Source organism: Dechloromonas sp. H13 (assembly GCF_009469615.1).
Classification (GTDB): domain Bacteria; phylum Pseudomonadota; class Gammaproteobacteria; order Burkholderiales; family Rhodocyclaceae; genus Azonexus.
Map to the genome: position 1 here is coordinate 205,084 of NZ_SSXX01000003.1, position 15,591 is coordinate 220,674.

20 protein-coding genes are annotated in these 15,591 nt (G+C 64.6%); 16 read left to right on the plus strand and 4 right to left on the minus strand.

Annotated features, from left to right (window positions below; genetic code table 11):
- Positions 1–70 precede the first annotated feature (70 nt).
- From mltG to GH660_RS09255, 6 genes are read left to right on the plus strand one after another with little or no spacing between them, the layout of a single operon-like run.
- Positions 71–1,066, plus strand: coding sequence for an endolytic transglycosylase MltG (gene mltG, locus GH660_RS09230; protein ID WP_153146372.1), 996 nt, complete (start codon positions 71–73; stop codon positions 1,064–1,066).
- Positions 1,063–1,677, plus strand: coding sequence for a dTMP kinase (gene tmk, locus GH660_RS09235; protein ID WP_153146373.1), 615 nt, complete (start codon positions 1,063–1,065; stop codon positions 1,675–1,677). Before mltG ends, tmk begins: the two co-directional genes overlap by 4 nt.
- Positions 1,674–2,702, plus strand: a complete 1,029-nt coding sequence (gene holB / locus GH660_RS09240) for a DNA polymerase III subunit delta' (RefSeq protein WP_153146374.1) — start codon at positions 1,674–1,676, stop codon at positions 2,700–2,702. The genes tmk and holB overlap by 4 nt, the downstream gene beginning before the upstream one ends.
- Complete coding sequence (locus tag GH660_RS09245) at positions 2,699–3,064, plus strand: PilZ domain-containing protein (RefSeq protein ID WP_153146375.1); 366 nt, start codon at positions 2,699–2,701, stop codon at positions 3,062–3,064. Before holB ends, GH660_RS09245 begins: the two co-directional genes overlap by 4 nt.
- 11 nt (positions 3,065–3,075) lie before the next feature.
- Positions 3,076–3,858, plus strand: coding sequence for a TatD family hydrolase (locus GH660_RS09250; protein WP_153146376.1), 783 nt, complete (start codon positions 3,076–3,078; stop codon positions 3,856–3,858).
- Positions 3,855–4,514: an ankyrin repeat domain-containing protein gene (locus tag GH660_RS09255; RefSeq protein WP_153146377.1), complete on the plus strand. Its 660-nt coding sequence runs from the start codon at positions 3,855–3,857 to the stop codon at positions 4,512–4,514. The genes GH660_RS09250 and GH660_RS09255 overlap by 4 nt, the downstream gene beginning before the upstream one ends.
- 97 nt (positions 4,515–4,611) lie before the next feature.
- On the opposite strand, the gene GH660_RS09260 is transcribed toward GH660_RS09255, so the two are convergent.
- Positions 4,612–4,926, minus strand: coding sequence for a hypothetical protein (locus GH660_RS09260; protein WP_153146378.1), 315 nt, complete (start codon positions 4,924–4,926; stop codon positions 4,612–4,614).
- 221 nt (positions 4,927–5,147) lie between these two features.
- Positions 5,148–5,993 carry an EAL domain-containing protein gene (locus GH660_RS09265; RefSeq protein ID WP_153146379.1) on the minus strand — a complete coding sequence of 282 codons (846 nt, stop codon included), beginning with the start codon at positions 5,991–5,993 and terminating at the stop codon, positions 5,148–5,150.
- A gap of 197 nt (positions 5,994–6,190) precedes the next feature.
- On the opposite strand from GH660_RS09265, the gene GH660_RS09270 reads away from it, so the two are divergent.
- Together GH660_RS09270 and GH660_RS09275 are read left to right on the plus strand one after the other, a co-directional pair.
- Positions 6,191–6,643: a YeeE/YedE family protein gene (locus tag GH660_RS09270; RefSeq protein WP_153146380.1), complete on the plus strand. Its 453-nt coding sequence runs from the start codon at positions 6,191–6,193 to the stop codon at positions 6,641–6,643.
- A gap of 1 nt (position 6,644) precedes the next feature.
- Positions 6,645–7,079 carry a DUF6691 family protein gene (locus GH660_RS09275; RefSeq protein WP_153146381.1) on the plus strand — a complete coding sequence of 145 codons (435 nt, stop codon included), beginning with the start codon at positions 6,645–6,647 and terminating at the stop codon, positions 7,077–7,079.
- Positions 7,080–7,118: 39 nt separating this feature from the next.
- Here the strand turns inward: GH660_RS09275 and GH660_RS17890 are convergent, their stop codons facing one another.
- On the minus strand, positions 7,119–7,385 hold the full coding sequence (locus tag GH660_RS17890) for a hypothetical protein (RefSeq protein WP_194266276.1): 267 nt from the start codon (positions 7,383–7,385) through the stop codon (positions 7,119–7,121).
- Between the two features lie 65 nt (positions 7,386–7,450).
- Between GH660_RS17890 and GH660_RS17895 the strand changes: the two genes are divergently transcribed.
- Complete coding sequence (locus GH660_RS17895) at positions 7,451–7,732, plus strand: DUF2325 domain-containing protein (protein WP_194266277.1); 282 nt, start codon at positions 7,451–7,453, stop codon at positions 7,730–7,732.
- 6 nt (positions 7,733–7,738) lie between these two features.
- On the opposite strand, the gene GH660_RS09285 is transcribed toward GH660_RS17895, so the two are convergent.
- Positions 7,739–7,921, minus strand: a complete 183-nt coding sequence (locus tag GH660_RS09285; RefSeq protein ID WP_153146383.1) for a hypothetical protein — start codon at positions 7,919–7,921, stop codon at positions 7,739–7,741.
- Positions 7,922–8,230: 309 nt separating this feature from the next.
- Here GH660_RS09285 and GH660_RS09290 point away from each other — a divergent pair, with 309 nt between their 5' ends.
- The 7 genes from GH660_RS09290 (at position 8,231) to GH660_RS09320 (ending at position 15,258) form a co-directional block, all read left to right on the plus strand.
- Positions 8,231–9,481, plus strand: coding sequence for an OmpP1/FadL family transporter (locus tag GH660_RS09290; protein WP_153146384.1), 1,251 nt, complete (start codon positions 8,231–8,233; stop codon positions 9,479–9,481).
- Between the two features lie 199 nt (positions 9,482–9,680).
- Positions 9,681–10,199, plus strand: a complete 519-nt coding sequence (locus GH660_RS09295) for a rhodanese-like domain-containing protein (RefSeq protein WP_153146385.1) — start codon at positions 9,681–9,683, stop codon at positions 10,197–10,199.
- Between the two features lie 27 nt (positions 10,200–10,226).
- The gene (gene cysK / locus GH660_RS09300; protein ID WP_153146386.1) at positions 10,227–11,204 is read left to right on the plus strand and encodes a cysteine synthase A; all 978 of its coding nucleotides are present in this window, start codon (positions 10,227–10,229) and stop codon (positions 11,202–11,204) included.
- On the plus strand, positions 11,201–12,169 hold the full coding sequence (epsC, locus tag GH660_RS09305) for a serine O-acetyltransferase EpsC (RefSeq protein WP_153146387.1): 969 nt from the start codon (positions 11,201–11,203) through the stop codon (positions 12,167–12,169). The genes cysK and epsC overlap by 4 nt, the downstream gene beginning before the upstream one ends.
- A complete protein-coding gene (locus tag GH660_RS09310; RefSeq protein WP_153146388.1) occupies positions 12,166–12,393 on the plus strand; it encodes a helix-turn-helix domain-containing protein in 228 nt (75 codons plus the stop codon). The genes epsC and GH660_RS09310 overlap by 4 nt, the downstream gene beginning before the upstream one ends.
- A gap of 113 nt (positions 12,394–12,506) precedes the next feature.
- Complete coding sequence (locus GH660_RS09315) at positions 12,507–13,433, plus strand: family 2A encapsulin nanocompartment shell protein (protein ID WP_153146389.1); 927 nt, start codon at positions 12,507–12,509, stop codon at positions 13,431–13,433.
- Positions 13,408–15,258 carry a family 2A encapsulin nanocompartment cargo protein cysteine desulfurase gene (locus tag GH660_RS09320; RefSeq protein ID WP_153146390.1) on the plus strand — a complete coding sequence of 617 codons (1,851 nt, stop codon included), beginning with the start codon at positions 13,408–13,410 and terminating at the stop codon, positions 15,256–15,258. The genes GH660_RS09315 and GH660_RS09320 overlap by 26 nt, the downstream gene beginning before the upstream one ends.
- Positions 15,259–15,591 lie beyond the last annotated feature (333 nt).

The following is a 15,591-nucleotide window of genomic DNA, read 5'->3' on the forward strand; positions in this document are numbered from 1 at the left end:
GATATTATAGCGTCCGTTCGATTATGCCCGTTTCTGGTGGGCGTGACCCGGTTGCCGCCTGCGAGTTCCCTTGCGTTCATTCCTCAAGTTGTTATTTTTTCTGGGCATTTTGCTCGCCGCGCTGATCGTGGCAGGCGCCTGGTGGGCGAATTCGCCCATCGCGCTGCGCGACGCCACGGTGGATTTCCGCGTCGCGCCAAAAAGCACGCTGCGTTCGGCGGTGGCACAAATGCAGGAGGCGGGGGTCGGCGTCAATGCCGATCTGCTGGCGCTGCTCGCCCGCTGGCGCGGTGTCGCCACCGGCATCAAGGCCGGCAGTTATTCGGTCAGGCAAGGCGTGACGCCGGAAGAACTGCTGGCCAAGCTGGCGCGCGGCGACGTCACCCAGGGCGAATCGCTCCTCGTCGAAGGCTGGACCTTCCGCCAGTGGCGCGCGCGGCTCGACCAGCATCCGGATCTGAAACACGACACGGCAGGACTCCCGGAAGCCGAAATCGCCTCCCGCCTGGGGATCGATGGCGCCCACATCGACGGCTGGCTGCTTCCCGATACCTATCTTTTCGACAAGCAATCGAGCGATCTGGAGTTGCTCGCCCGCGCCCACCGGGCCATGCGCAAGAAACTGGACGTCGCATGGAGCGGCCGGGAGGCCAATCTGCCCTACAAGACCCCGTACGAAGCGCTGATCATGGCATCGATCGTGGAAAAGGAAACCGGGCGCAGCGAGGATCGCGAAATGGTTGCCGCGGTGTTCGTCAATCGCCTGCGGAGGGGCATGCTGCTGCAGACCGATCCGACGGTGATCTACGGGCTCGGCGAGGCTTTCGATGGCAATCTGCGCAAGCGGGACCTGCAAACCGACACTCCGTACAATACCTACACGCGCAGCGGACTGCCGCCGTCGCCGATCGCCATGCCGGGGCTGGCGGCCATCCAGGCGGCACTCCATCCGGCGTCCAGCGATGCCCTCTATTTCGTGGCCCGCGGCGATGGCAGCAGCCAGTTTTCGCGCACGCTCGATGAACACAACAAGGCGGTCGGCAAATACCAGAAAGGCGGCAAGTGAGAGGAAAATTCATTACCTTCGAAGGCATCGACGGCGCCGGCAAGAGCAGCCATGTCGAATGGCTGGCCGAGCTGCTGCGCCAGAAGGGGCTGGTGGTCCGCGTCACGCGCGAGCCGGGCGGCACCGAACTGGGCGAAAAGCTGCGGGAATTGCTGCTCCATTCGTCGATGCATCTGGAAACCGAAACCCTGCTGATGTTTGCCGCGCGGCGGGAGCACCTGGCGAAAGTGATCGAACCGGCGCTCGCCAGGGGGGAGTGGGTGGTCTGCGACCGCTTCAGCGATGCGACCTATGCCTATCAGGGCGGCGGGCGCGGGCTCGACCGGGCGAAGTTCCAGCAGCTCGAACACTGGGTGCATGGGCATCTGCAGCCGGACCTGACCCTGCTCTTCGACCTGCCGCTCGACGTGGCGCGCGAGCGCATCGTGCTGGCGAGCCGGGTCCTCGATCGCTTCGAGCAGGAACGCGCCGATTTCCATGAGCGTGTCCGTCAGGCCTATCTCGAACGCGCCCACTCGGCACCCTCGCGGATGCGCGTCATCGATGCCCAGCAGAGCATAGAAGATATTCGCAAATTACTTGAAAAAATCGTTTCAAGTATTTGTTTATGAACTTTATAAGCCTTCATTCATCCACCTGGGGAAAACTCCAGGCCCAACGTGCGCGACTGCCGCACGCGCTTCTGCTGATCGGCCAGCGCGGGCTCGGAAAATTCGCGCTGGCCCAGGCATTCGCTCAGGGCCTGTTGTGCGAAAGCCCGGCGGACGATGGTACGGCCTGCGGCCGCTGCCTCGCCTGCAACTGGTTCGAGCAGGGTAACCACCCGGATTATCGTCTGCTGCAACCTCAGGCGCTTGGCGAAGAGGCTGACGCGGAAGACGGGAAGAAGAAGGCCAGCCAGCAGATAACCATCGACCAGGTGCGCGGACTCGACGACTTTCTGAATGTCGGAGCGCATCGCGCCGGGCTGAAGGTCGTTGTCATCAGCCCGGCCGATGCGATGAACCGCAATACCGCAAACGCGCTTCTTAAAACGCTTGAAGAACCGGCGCCAAGTACCCTATTTTTACTTGTTTCAAATGAGCCGCTACGCTTGCTGCCAACGATCCGCAGCCGTTGCCAGGTCGTTCCGGTCAGCGTGCCGCCGGCGGCCGTCGCGGAATCCGCCCTGGCGGCCGACGGGCTCGATCAGCCGGGGCGCTGGCTGGCGCTCGCCGGAGGATCGCCCTGCCTGGCGAGCGAACTTGCCGCCGCCGGCGATGGCGGCTGGCTGGATCTCCTGACCCGCCGCCTTGCCGCGGGGGAGGAACTGGATCCACTCGGTCTGGCGGCCGAGCTGGAAAAGTTCGTCAAGGAAAGCAAGGGCAGGCTGATGCTGCGTTCCGTGGTCGAAGCCATGCAGAAATGGCTGGTCGATCTGACCCTGGCCGGCAACGGGCTGCCCGTTCGATATTTTCTGCCGCAACAGGCCACAATTTCAGGGCTGGCTGATATGATTCCCCCCGCACGAATCGTGCGCGCCTACCGGCTCCTGCTGACGCGCCGCCGCGAGGCCGAGCAACCGCTTAATGCCCGCCTGTTCCTGGAGGGCCTGTTCATGGACTATCGAGGTCTGTTGAGGACCGAACGACAATGAGTGACGCCAAACCCGCCGCAGCGCAACGCCCGAGCGTTCTCTCGCTGAACATCAATTCGAAATCGGCGCTCTATGCCGCGTTCATGCCGCATCTGCGCAATGCCGGCATCTTCATCCCGACGACGCGCAACTACAACATCGGCGACGAGGTCTTCATGCTGCTGTCGCTGATGGACGACCCGGCCAAGCTGCCGATCGCCGGGACGGTGGTCTGGATAACCCCGGCGGGGGCGCAAAACGGCCGGGCCCAGGGGATCGGCGTGCATTTCAACAACGACGAAAGCGGCCAGGAAGCGCGGCGCAAGATAGAGGGCCTGCTCGGCGGCGTGCTGCAGTCCACCCGCCCGACGCATACCCTCTGACCCCCTCGGGAATGCTGGTCGATTCGCACTGCCATCTCGATTTTCCCGATCTGGCCGGGCGCCTGCCCGAGATTCTCGAGCGCATGCGGCTCAACGACGTGGGTTGTGCGGTCTGCATCGGCGTCAATCTCGAGGATTTTCCGCGCGTTCTGGCGCTGGCCGAAGCCCATCCGCATCTCTACGCCACGGTCGGCGTGCATCCCGAATACACCGATGCCGAAGAGCCCGACGAAGCGAAGCTGGTCGCGCTGGCTGCTCATCCCAAGGTGATCGCCATCGGCGAAACCGGCCTTGATTACTACTGGCAGAAGGACCGTCCGGAATGGCAGCGTGACCGCTTCCGGCGGCACATTCGCGCGGCGGTCGCCAGCGGCAAGCCGCTGGTCGTCCACATGCGCGATGCCGCCGAGGATACGCTGCGCATCCTGGCCGAGGAGGGGGCGCCGTCGGTCGGCGGCGTCATGCACTGCTTTACCGAAACCTGGGAGGTCGCCAGGCAGGCCCTCGATCTTGGCTTCTACATCTCGTTTTCCGGCATCGTCACCTTCAAGAGCGCGCTCGCCATCAAGGAAGCAGCGCAAAGGACGCCGCTCGACCGCATCCTGATCGAGACCGATTCACCCTATCTGGCCCCAGTTCCCCACCGCGGCAAGACCAACGAACCGGCCTACGTCCGCCACGTCGCCGAGGAAATCGCGCGCCTGCGCCAGCTTTCTCCGGAAGAGGTCGGCGCGGCGACGACCGCCAATTTCTTCAGTCTTTTCAAACACGCAATTCGCCCCCAACAATCATGAAAAAGAACATTCTTGCGCTCCTGCTGGCCGCCAGCATGCCTTTCATCGCGTCCGCGGCCACCTACGACGATCTGATCAGCGCCGCCAAGCTGGGCGACACAAGCGATATCGCCCAGATGGTCAAACGCGGCGCCTCGGTCGATACGACCGACATCGAGGGCAATACGCTGCTGATGCTGGCGGCGCGCGACGGCCACGAGGATCTGGTCGATTACCTGATCAAGCAGCGCGCCAAGGTCAATGCCCGCAACGCCGCCGGCGATACGGCCCTGCGCCTGGCCGCGTTTCGCGGCCACCTGAAAGTCGCCGAACTGCTGATCGCCGGTGGGGCCAACGTCAACATGTCGGGCTGGACCCCGCTGATCTACGCTGCCTTCAACGGTCACCTGGATATCGCGAAGCTGCTCGTCAAATCCGGTGCCGACGTCAATGCGGCCAGCGAAAACGGCAGCACCGCCTTGATCGTCGCGGCGCGCGGCGGTCACATCGAGATCGTCAAGCTGTTGCTCGCCAACCGGGCCGATCCGAACAAGAATCTCGAATCGGGTGAAACCGCATTCGACATCGCCCTGAAGAATTCCAATACGGACATTGCCGAGCTGCTGCGCCGGGCCGGCGGCAAATCGGGAAAGACGATCACGATCGAGGTCAGGTAGGCTTCCGGCAGATCCTGCCCGCCGACAGATCAGGAAGGCCGAAGGGAATGCTCCCTTCGGCCTTTTGTCCTTTTGGTGGCCCGCGGTGGACGCCGAGTCACCAACGGGCGAACTCCGGCAACATTGAATACGCCTTGTCGCACTGCATTTCCCAGCCGCGCGCCTCTTCGACGTTCCCTTCGCGCCGGCAAACGATGGCCTTGCGCTTGCAATCCGCATAAACCGCGAGGAGATCGGTCGCCGACTGGGCGGCGGTGCCCGCCTTCCGGAACAGCAGCTGGGGGTTGAAGCCGCCGTGATGCGTCAGATGGAAGGAAAGCAGTTCCTCCTCGCCCATGACGTCGAGGTTTGGCGGCCGGCGCTTGCCGGTGTCGAGCATCCGGGAAAGACGGTAGTGGTCCATTGTGTGCATGGTGGTCTCCTTGTGAGTCGGTGAAATGCTTCGGGAATCGTCGGCAGGCATTCCCGAAGCCTAATGCGAACAACGCGCACCGCTCCCGCCCGGATGTCATTCGGAATGTAATGAAGTGTTACAGCGTGTTAATCGGCCCCGAGGGGGCATCGCCGGAACGCGGAAGGGGCAGGGATGAAACCTTGCACTTTCTACTTTCCGTGAAGGTCGACCGCGCAATCTCAGGCGGCGCTCCTGATGCGTATGGCATTGCTGGCGGTCGCCACCGGCACCGCGTGGAGCAGGCGGCGGAGCGGGGCGTGCGCCTGCAGCAGATCAATGTTGCCGGCCTGTGCGCCCTTGCGCATGGCCGCGGTGTCGATGCCTTCGATCAGGACCCGTGCCGGCAGCTGGTGCAGCACCTCGATGATCCGCTTCAGCGGACGGGCGGACGAGAGCAGCAGGCCGTCGAGCTTGACGATATCCGGGCGCAGCTCGCGGAGGATGCCGAAATCGATCCGGCGGCGGCCGAAATGGCTGACGGCGATGCCATAACCGCGCGAACGGTAGCTGGCGACGGCCCTGATCAGATGCGGCGTGTCCTCGACGCCCTCGATGTCGATTTCCAGCGTGATCTGCTCGGGGAACAGGCCGCATGGCCGCAGGATTTCCTCGAACGCCAGGCCGTGGTCGGCGGGAACACTCATCACGTGGCGGGCGTGGACCTGCAGCAGCAGGTTGCCGCGGGTCGGTCGCGTCAGGTAGTTGAGGGCGTGCAGGGTGCGCACCAGGCGGTCGAGATAGACAAATTCGGCGTCGTCGGTCGGCAGCACGAAGACGGCTTCGGGCGCGATCGGCTGCCGGCTGGAAAGCCCGAAGGCCTGCAGCGAGGCGGCATGACCGTGCGTCCTGCCGCTGTGGCTTTCGACGATGGGCAGGAAGTGCGATTCGAGACGAATGTTGGCGTAATGCAGGAATACCCGGCCGTAGACCGCAACGAACGGCTGATCCAGCCCGGAGCGGGCATAGCGGCCGGGCAGGGCGCCCGATGGCGCATTGAGCGTTCGGATCAGATCGCTGAGGGGCATGGCAGGTCTCCTTGAGGTTCACGCGTTTGGGTGCCGCGATTCGGGCTGGGCGGGAATTTAAGCCATGAGACTTTCGTGGCGAACGATTCTGTTTTTCGGTATTTATTCGGCGCCGTTTATATCCATATGAAAGATACGTCGTTTCCCGAATTGCCGCGCGGTTGCTATGGTCCCAGGCTCTTTTCAAGGGAGCGCGCATGATTATCGACTGGAGCAATTTCACGCCGTGGTCGGCCCTGGCCGGCGGCAGCCTGATCGGGCTGGTGGCCGCTCTGTTGTTCCTGAGCCTCGGCCGGATCGCCGGCATCAGCGGCATACTCGGCAGCGTGCTGCAGGGCGAAATGGCGGAGGCGGGTTGGCGCCTCGCATTTCTCGGGGGGCTGCTGATCGCCCCCGCCGTCTGGTCGGTCGTGACGCCTGGGGCGCTGTCGCTGTCCACGCCAGCCGTCGATGCGCCTGGCGGCTGGGCAATTCTCGTGGTGGCGGGCTTGCTGGTCGGCTTCGGCACCAGGTTGGCCAACGGTTGCACCAGCGGCCACGGCGTATGCGGCCTGGCGAGGTTCTCGCGGCGCTCGCTGATCGCCGTCCTGTGCTTCATGGGCAGCGGCATGGCGACCGTCTTCGTTAGCCGTCACCTGATCGGCGCCTGAGATGGCCTGGCTCCTTGCATTGCTGCTCGGCACCACCTTCGGCATCGGCCTGATTGTGGCGGGCATGACCGAACCAGTGAAAGTGCTGGCTTTTCTCGATATCGCGGGCCGCTGGGACCCATCGCTGGCGCTGGTGATGGGCGGCGCCATCGGCGTTGCGGCACCGGCCTATGCGCTGGCGCGCCGCCGCACGACGACCTGGCTGGGAACGCCGGTCGCGCCGGAAGCGAATGCGGCGATCGATGCGCCCTTGCTCCTCGGCAGCGTCATTTTCGGCATCGGCTGGGGGCTGTCGGGATTTTGCCCCGGTTCGGCGTTGGTCGGTCTGGGCGCCGGCAAGCTGCCGGCGGCGGCGTTCGTCATCGCGATGGCGTTCGGGATGGAAGCGTACGAATGGCTCGTGGCGGCACGGATGCGGCGGCTCGGGACGCTGTGAATGCGGCCGCTTCCGTTGATGATTGCGACGAACCGGCGCTTACCGCCAGATCAGCCAGCCGCAGAGAACGATGCCGAGAATGACGCCGACCTGAACGACCTGGTCCCGTAATCGGACTTCCGGCAGACGTCTTTCCCTGAGGTTACGCAGGAGTTCCGGGTCGCCCATGCTTTCGTTCCCGTTCTGAAATGAGTCGGCACGATAGGTCGCCGCGTGTCGTCGCGGAACGAATTTATCGGCATAAGGATATGCAGCTGCCGCAGGCACGAAATGCTTATGGCGCGTGCCCTTATTTGCTTCGATCAACTCCGTCGTTTCCGGCGCGCTTTCCCGCGATTAGATTTTCACCGTCGATATTGCAGGAGAACGTCATGGCAGCGTTGATCGTCGGTGGTGACCGCGTGGGGCCGTATCGGGATTTTCTGGCCGGACAGTGCTTCACGCCGGTACGCCACTGGAGCGGGCGCAACCAGAGCGAGGCGCATCGCCCGATTCCGCTCGATACCCGGGTCGTCGTCGTCATGGTCGACCAGGTCAGTCACGGGCTGGCCAGGAAGATTCGCCGGGTGGCCGACCAGATGGCCGTGCCCGTCGTCTTCAGCCGGCGCAGCGTCGGCCAGCTGAGCAGCGCGCTGGCCTGCCTCCGCGCCTGAGCACCGTCACGACAGGTGGTCGGCGGGGCACAGCGGCGCCCCGCGGCGCAAGGCCTGGCGGACCAGCGCGCTCGCCTCGGCGGCGCCGATCTCGTCGAGCCAGCCGGGCAGGGCGCCGAAGCGGCTTTCGTAATCGGAAAAAGGGTCGGTCCGCGTATGGCGGATCGGCAGTTCGAGGGTCAGAACCATGGTGTCGCTCCTTGCTTCCCAGTCGGTCCGGCGCGGCCGGCTCCCGGGAAGGATGGAGCGAGCGACGCTTTAGCCAGTACTTGTCGTCCGCGCTGGCAAGTTATCGATTAAATCCGGCGGGGTTCGGCCATTCTGCGTCGCCCTGCTGCGGTCGACAAATATTTTTTGGCTATTTCGATATGTCGACCGCAGCTGGGTAGCCCCAGGCCTGCCCGTAATAAGCATCGAAGAAGCGATTCGTTCGGATAGCCGGAAGCCGTCATTAACGTGACGCCTCCATGTCAACAGGATTCGCTTCGGAGATTTTTCATGCAGATTCGCCCGCTCATTCACACTGCCGTGCTGCCGCTGCTGTTGGGGCCCGGCCTGGCACTCGCCACCAACGGCTATTTTTCGCACGGCTATGGCGTCAAGTCGCAGGGCCTTGCCGGCACCGCCATCGCCCTGCCGCAGGACGGTCTTGCCGCCGCGACGAATCCGGCCGGCACGGCGTTCGTCGGCAACCGCTTCGATGTCGGCCTGACCTGGTTTCGCCCGGCGCGCGGCAGCGAGATCAGCGGCAACGGCGCCGGGCTGAACGGCAGCTACGACGCCAACGACACGCAGAACTTCTTCATTCCGGAACTCGGCTTCGTCCGGCAGGTGTCGCCGGAAGTCGCGCTCGGCGTGGCGATTTACGGCAACGGGGGCATGAACACCGATTACGGCAACAATCCGTTCCGCGCTTTCGGCGCGACCGGGTCGGCCGGCGTCAATCTCGAACAGCTGTACGTTTCGCCGTCGGTCGCCTACAAGCTGACCGAAAACCATGCCCTCGGGCTCGCGCTCAACTTTGCCTACCAGCGCTTCAAGGCCGAGGGCATCGGTCCCTTCGGCGCCTACTCGGCCAGCCCGGGCAATTTCACCAACCAGGGCACCGATTCGGCAACCGGCTGGGGCGTGCGCCTCGGCTACACCGGCCGCATCACCCCGGAGGTGACCATCGGCGCTACCTGGGCGTCGAAGACGAAGAGCGGCAACTTCGACAAGTACAAGGGCCTGTTCGCTGAAGACGGCGGTTTCGACATCCCGGCCAATTTCGGCGCCGGCGTGGCGTGGAAGGCGAGCGACCGGCTGACGCTGGCCGCGGACGTGCAGCGCATCCAGTACAGCGACGTCAGATCGGTCGGCAACCAGCTGTCCGAGCTGTTCTCGGGCAACCTGTTCGGCACCGCGAACGGCCCCGGTTTCGGCTGGAAGGACGTGACGGTCGGCAAGGTCGGCGTCGAGTACGCGCTGTCCGACTGGATCCTGCGTGCCGGCTACAGCCATGCCACGCAGCCGATCCCGCAGAGCCAGACGCTGCTCAACATCCTGGCGCCGGGCGTCGTCCAGAACCACCTCAGCCTCGGTGCGACGTGGAACATCGGCCAGGCCGGCGAACTCAGCTTCGCCTACACCCACGCGTTCAAGAAAACGGTCAACGGTTCCGGCTCGATTCCCGCTGCTTACGGCGGCGGAGAGGCCGACATCGATCTTTCCGAAGACATTCTCGGGATTGCCTACGGCTGGAAATTCTGAGCGCTACCTTGATGGCGATCGCCATCAAGGCTTCTTCAAGGATTGTTATATCGATCGGAATTTTTATTCGTTCTTGGCATGACTAGCGAGGAATAAATTGCCATTTACCGCGCTGCCGAAAGCGATTTCCCGGCGCTTCTGCCAACCCGACGGCCGGCCGCTACTGCTGCCGACTGCCCGATGCGAAAGGAAGATGCAAATGTCCGAAGCCGTTGCCGATATCAAACAAGCTGCCGACGCGATCGCCGTGCCGGACGGGGCCGGGATCGCCAGCCCGCTCTCGCCGATCCTGGCCAACGCCCGCCATCGCGCCGAGCGCGACCAGTTGCCCTATGCCGGCAGCGTGACGCCGCAGGATGCGTGGACCCTGTTCCAGGCCGGCGAGGCGGTTCTCATCGACGTACGCACCGCCGAGGAGCGCAAGTTCGTCGGCCACGTACCGGAAACGAAGCACGTCGCCTGGATGACTGGCCTGTCGCTGTCGCGCAATCCGCGCTTCACCCGGGAACTGGAAGGCAAGGCCGGCAAGGACGACGTGATCCTGCTGCTCTGCCGTTCCGGCAAGCGCTCGGCGGCTGCTGCCGAGGCGGCGACCAAGGCAGGGTTCCGCAACGTCTTCAACATCCTCGAAGGCTTCGAGGGCGATCTCGACGAACAGCAGCGACGCGGCGCCTTCAATGGCTGGCGGCACGCCGCCTTGCCGTGGGTGCAGGACTGAATTCACGAACGACTCAGGGAGAACAGCATGTCCAAATGGTTCAAAGACAACGCCGATTCCATCGGCCACACGCCGCTCGTCAAACTCAACCGCATCATCGACGGTGCACCGGCCACGGTGCTGGCCAAGATCGAGGGGCGCAACCCGGCCTATTCGGTGAAGTGCCGGATCGGCGCCGCGCTGATATGGGATGCCGAGCAGAAGGGCCTGCTCGGCCCAGGCAAGGAACTGGTCGAGCCGACCTCCGGCAATACCGGCATCGCGCTGGCGTTCGTGGCTGCCGCCAAGGGCATCCCGCTGACGCTGACCATGCCGGAAACGATGAGCGTCGAGCGTCGCAAGCTGCTGACCGCCTACGGCGCCAAGCTGGTGCTGACCGAAGGTGCCAAGGGCATGAGCGGCGCGGTCGCCAAGGCCGAGGAGATTGCCGCCGCCGATCCCGGCAAGTATGTGCTGCTGCAGCAGTTCAAGAACCCGGCCAACCCTGCGATTCATGAAGCGACGACCGGCCCGGAAATCTGGGACGACACCGAGGGCGCCATCGATATCCTGGTCTCGGGCGTCGGCACCGGCGGCACGATCACCGGTGTTTCGCGCTACATCAAGCAGACGAAGGGCAAGGCCATCCAGTCGGTCGCCGTCGAGCCGAGCGCCAGTCCGGTGCTGACCCAGACGCGCGCCGGGGAACCGGTCAAGCCGGGGCCGCACAAGATCCAGGGGATTGGCGCCGGCTTCGTGCCGGGGGTACTCGACCTGTCGCTGGTCGATGCCGTCGAGCAGGTTAGCAACGAAGACGCGGTGGCCTACGCGCGCCGCCTGGCGAAGGAGGAGGGCATTATCTCCGGCATTTCCAGCGGTGCCGCTGTCGCGGTCGCCGCCCGCCTGGCGCAGAAACCAGAGAACGCCGGCAAGACCATCGTCGTCGTGCTGCCCGATTCCGGCGAGCGCTACCTGAGCTCGGTGCTTTTCGAAGGGCAGTTCAACGAAGCGGGGCTGCCAGCATGAGTTTCCTCCCGGCAGCCGGCGCAATTCCCGCCTACGAGCAAATCGGGGGCTGGGGCGTCCGGGAGATCGTCGGCGAGCTGCGCGGCGCCCGCGAACGCTGGCGGGCCGCGCAGCATCGCAGCCTCGAGTTCGCCGTGCGCGAATTCCCGTCGCGCGAAGCGCTGCGCGACATTGCCGGGGCGCTGTGCGGCGTACTCTTCCCGATGCGCCTCGGGCCGCCCGAACTGCACCAGGAGGGCGAGGATTTCTATGTCGGGAACACGCTGGATACGGCGCTCAACGCGCTGTTCCAGCAGGTACAGCTGGAACTCGGCTACAACCGCCGCCTGCAGTGCGAGGAGAAGGAGGGCGTCGAGCAGCACGCCGCCGAAATCGTCCGTGCCTTCGCCCAGCAGCTGCCGGCCCTGCGCGCTCTGCTCGACACCGACGTGATCGCCGCCTACCAGGGCGACCCGGCGGCGCGCAGCGTCGATGAGGTGCTACTCTGCTATCCCGGCATCCTGGCGGTGATCCATTACCGGCTGGCGCATGCCCTGTATTCGCAGGGCGTGCCGCTGATCGCGCGCATCCTGTCCGAGATCGCGCATTCGGCCACCGGCATCGACATTCATCCAGGCGCCCGGATCGGCGAGGGCTTCTTCATCGATCACGGGACCGGCGTAGTGATCGGCGAAACGACCATCATCGGCAGGCATGTCCGGCTCTACCAGGCCGTGACGCTGGGCGCCAAGCGCTTCACGCAGGACGAAAGCGGGGCGCTGGAGAAGGGCGCGCCGCGCCATCCCGTCCTCGAGGACGAGGTGGTGGTTTATGCCGGCGCGACCATTCTTGGACGCATTACCATCGGCCGCGGGTCGAGCATCGGCGGAAACGTCTGGCTGACCCGCAGCGTCCCGCCGGGGAGCCACGTCTCGCAGGCAAGCCTGCAGCACGAGCCGGGTGGTGCCGGCCGGGTCGCGCAATGACCGGGTTCATCCACAGCTTCGGCCGGGCGGTGCGCGAACTGCGCGAGGCGCAGGGCTGGTCGCAGGAACTGCTGGCCGAGAAGGCCGACCTCAACCGTTCCTATATCGGCGAGGTCGAGCGCGGCAGGGCGATTCCGTCGCTGGCGACGGCCGCCAAGCTGGCTTCGGCGCTGGAATTGCCGCTCTCCGGGCTGCTCGCGCATTGCGAGCGGCGCGCCGCCTAGGCGGCGAGGGCATTTGATGGCTATAGCATGTTGAAGCCGGCAGCCCCCGTTTCGACAATGCTTATCTGATTTTTTCATAACCATTTAATTTATTCATCTGAGGAGAATGCTGCATGGCACAACATCCCGAAGCGACCGCCCTCGGCGACATCGCCGCACGGCAACTGGCGAATGCGACCAAGACGACGGCCCAGCTGTCGACCATCACCCCGCGCTGGCTGGTGCATCTGCTGCAATGGCTGCCGGTCGAGGCCGGCATCTACCGGCTGAACCAGGTCAAGAACCCGCGCGACGTCCGCGTCGCCTGCTCGCAGCGCGACGAATCCGAACTGCCGCAGACCTACGTCGATTACGACGAGGCGCCGCGAGAGTATTTCCTCAACGCGGTCACCACCATCCTCGACGTCCATACCCGCGTCTCCGACCTTTATTCCAGCCCGCACGACCAGATCAAGGAACAGCTGCGCCTGACCATCGAGACCATCAAGGAGCGCCAGGAGTCGGAACTGATCAACAACCCGGACTACGGCCTGCTCGCCAACGTCCATGACGACCAGATCCTCTCGACGCTGACCGGCGCCCCGACCCCGGACGACCTCGACGAACTGCTGACCAAAGTCTGGAAGGAGCCGGCCTTCTTCCTGACTCATCCGCTGGCGATCGCCGCTTTCGGCCGCGAATGCACCCGCCGTGGCGTGCCGCCGCCGACCGTTTCGCTGTTCGGCGCGCAGTTCCTGACCTGGCGCGGTATCCCGCTGATCCCGTCGGACAAGGTGCCGGTCGACGGCGGCAAGACCAAGATTCTGCTGCTGCGCGTCGGCGACAAGCGCCAGGGCGTCGTCGGCCTGTTCCAGCCCGGTCTGGCCGGCGAGCAGTCGCCGGGCCTGTCGGTGCGCTTCATGGGCATCAACCGCAACGCTATCGCGTCCTACCTGATTTCGCTTTACTGCTCGCTGGCCGTGCTGGTTCCGGACGCGCTGGCGGTTCTCGAAGACGTGGAGATCGGCAAGTACCATGACTATCCCGACACCTACAAGTAACGGCGTCGCGCGGCTGGCGGGCACACCCTTGCCCGGCATCCCGGACGAAGCCACGCTTGGACGGCTTGCCTCGGAATTCTTCCGCACCTTGCCCGGTGCGGCGCTGCCTGCGTTCGACGGACTGCCGACTTCGCTCGGCGCCGGTAGCGCACCGGCACCGGAGCCGAGTCTGGTGCAATCCGGCCCGAGCATCGTACCGGTGCCGGTAGCGCCCGATCCGGTCGACCCGATCGGCAGTGGTGGCGCCGAGTTTGGTGTGCCGGAGGCTTACGCGGCTTCACTGCCGAGCGTGACGCCGCCGCAGCCGCCCAGCCAGTTTTCCGACCAGTTGCCGGTTTCGCCTCCAGGCTCGCCTTACTATTTCCTGGGCGACGCTAGTCCCTACACCCAGTCGGGTGGGGCGCCGTCGGTGCCGGAAAACCGGGTCGTCGCACAGAGTTTCGGCCTGCCGGGGCAGGGCGAGTTACTGGCGCTACTGGCCGATATCGGCGGCGAACGGAAATCGGCCGATTTGGACGGTCGACCGCAGCAGACGGGGAATTTCTATTTCCTTGACGCGGCGCGTGTTCCGGATGCCGGCCCGACGGCAAGACCCGCCTTCGACGTCAGTGCCGTGCGCCGCGATTTCCCGATCCTCAACGAACGGGTGAACGGCAAGCCGCTGGTCTGGTTCGACAACGCCGCGACGACGCAAAAGCCGCAGTCGGTGATCGACCGCCTGTCCTACTTCTACGCCCACGAGAATTCCAACATTCACCGTGCGGCGCATGAGCTGGCGGCGCGGGCGACCGATGCCTACGAGGCGGCGCGCAACAAGGTGCAGCGTTTTCTCGGCGCCGGTTCGGCCGACGAAATCATCTTCGTGCGCGGTGCGACGGAGGCGATCAACCTCGTGGCGAAGACCTGGGGCGTGCAGAACATCGGCGAGGGCGACGAGATCATCGTCTCGCTGCTCGAACACCACGCCAACATCGTGCCCTGGCAGCAGCTGGCGGCGCAGGTCGGGGCGAAGATTCGTGTCATCCCGGTCGACGACTCCGGCCAACTGCTGCTCGACGAGTACCAGAAGCTGCTCAATCCGAAGACCAAGCTGGTTTCGGTGACGCAGGTCTCGAACGCGCTGGGCACGGTGACGCCGATCAAGAAGGTGATCGACATGGCCCACGCAGCCGGCGCGAAAGTGCTGGTCGACGGGGCGCAATCGGTGTCGCACCTGCGCGTGAATGTGCAGGCGCTCGATGCCGACTTCTTCGTCTTCTCCGGCCACAAGATCTTCGGGCCGACCGGCATCGGTGTGGTCTACGGCAAGCAGGCGCTCTTGGAGCAGATGCCGCCCTGGCAGGGCGGCGGCAACATGATCGCCGACGTCACCTTCGAGCGCACGCTGTTCCAGCCGGCCCCGAACAAGTTCGAAGCCGGTACCGGCAACATCGCCGACGCGGTGGGCCTCGGTGCGGCTTTGGACTACGTCGAACGCATCGGCATCGAGAACATTGCCCGCTACGAGCACGACCTGCTGGTCTATGCGACGCGCGGCCTGTCCTCGATTCCCGGCGTACGCCTGATCGGCACGGCGGCGGACAAGGCGAGCGTGGCCTCCTTCGTGCTGGCCGGCTACTCGACCGAGGAAGTCGGGCGGGCGCTGAACGAGGAAGGTATCGCGGTGCGCTCCGGCCACCACTGCGCCCAGCCCATCCTGCGCCGCTTCGGCGTCGAGGCGACGGTGCGTCCTTCGCTGGCGTTCTACAACACCTGCGAGGAAATCGACCGCATGCTGGCCGTCATCCGCCGCCTGGCGCGCGGCAAGGGCAAGGTCGCCGCTTAGGCATCGCCGCCGGAAACGAAACGGGCCCGCCAAGCGGGCCCGTTTTCATTGGCCGGGATGTCTGGTTGCGAAATTTCGATTGAGTCGACCACCTGGTCTCATTACTGCTGACCACGAAATATTGTCATCCTGGCTAGGGGTTGTCAGACAGCAGTCGGCCAACTGCGGACGTAGCGACTGTGAAGAATCGAGCCACGCGAACGGTAGGTAACTCATCCGATACCGGTCGCTGGTTTGAGTTATGCGTTTGCGCGTAAGCTATCAGCATCTAAAAATGGAAATGGCGGGGCAAACAATGGGACACTCATCGATCGCTAGGTGCTCATGCGGATT